Consider the following 1322-nt stretch of genomic DNA (forward strand, 5'->3'; position numbering starts at 1 on the left):
CTTGGGCATGCCGACCACCCGCAAGATCGCCTGATCACTGCGGGATGCTGGCGGATTCCGTCCTCACGCCGATTTGTGCGACAAAGCCTTGCGACACAGCAGCCGCTTTGGCAATGGTTTCTGAGGTGATGGTCGGGTGCCATTCCGGTACTGTCGTGGTTCCCGCCATCAAAGCATCCCAGCCCCTGCCGGTTTGCTCAGAGGTTATAGGTGGGAGTGTGTTGAAGGCTTCTTCAATTGTCAATGGAAAACCGAAGTTTCGGAAATCATCGGCAAAAATATCCAGTACTAAATCAATACATTCGGAATTATTATAAAATTCTTCGAAATGACCACGCGCGTCCATGGCGTGAGGGCGAAACTCAAACATTCTGCAATTTCTAATTTCCGGGCGCTCCGCATGTATCGCCAGTCTTTGAATTAGATCCTGCAGGTGAATATCTATTGATTCAACCCGACCGATAAAATCAAATTCGAAATGCTCAATGCCGCTCATATAGGTTTGCACCCCCCAATGACCATCCATTTCCTGAACAGTCTCTTCACGCAGGTAACGTAGGAAGGTCACGAAATCGAGATCTCGATCATGTGGGAGGCGGTGGCGCTCATGGAAAATATATCTGTGCACATCACCATCATGCCGAGTCATCTTGTCGAGATAACCGGATAGCGTCCGGACGAAAGGATTACGAACAAAGGTGCAGAAAAACACAGATTCCCGCGCCCGTCCGAATAAGGATGGATAAGCAACCCATGGACTATCTGAGCTACCTCCGGGCGTCGCTGGACGGTTAAGAACACCTAAATTATGTCTAGTAGGTTCGGGAACGCCGACATATACGCCGCCACATGCTACTTCCATCTGCCAAAGAGTTGCCCGAAGTGTTGACGACGCTGACTTTGGCATATCGAGATAACAGTATTTTAACAACGGCGACAGACGAAGCCGATGAGCAAAATTCGGATCCAATGACAATGGCATGCGCTACCCCCTTCACATATTTTACTTGAAAAATTCACCGGGCTGGCAGGCATACTCCTAATACTTGATTAGAGCCTGATCCGAAACTAAGTTGAGTGGTGTCAGCGGGTTAGCTTGACAGCGTTCCCTATCGGTGATTCAGGGGTTTCGCCAAAAACAACCATGCATCTCCGATGTGGACTGAAACCACCCGCACCCTTCATACCCGCAACGGCCTGACTTTGCCAAGCGATTTTGAACTAGCCGCAATTAGACCTTGGCGCATAAATCAGCGAGAGATTGGCTGGTGCAGTGCAGCGGGGGAGGAAGGTGGCCCCGCTGAAGCCGAGACCCCGATGCC

Annotated in this window: 1 protein-coding gene; it reads right to left on the bottom strand. The window is 50.5% G+C overall.

Going from position 1 to position 1322, the window contains the following annotated elements:
* Positions 1-34: 34 nt before the first annotated feature.
* Positions 35-982 carry a sulfotransferase family 2 domain-containing protein gene (locus EJ903_RS26295; RefSeq protein ID WP_126620812.1) on the bottom strand — a complete coding sequence of 316 codons (948 nt, stop codon included), beginning with the start codon at positions 980-982 and terminating at the stop codon, positions 35-37.
* Positions 983-1322: the final 340 nt, after the last annotated feature.

This window comes from Azospirillum griseum, from assembly GCF_003966125.1.
GTDB classification, from domain to species: Bacteria; Pseudomonadota; Alphaproteobacteria; order Azospirillales; family Azospirillaceae; genus Azospirillum; species Azospirillum griseum.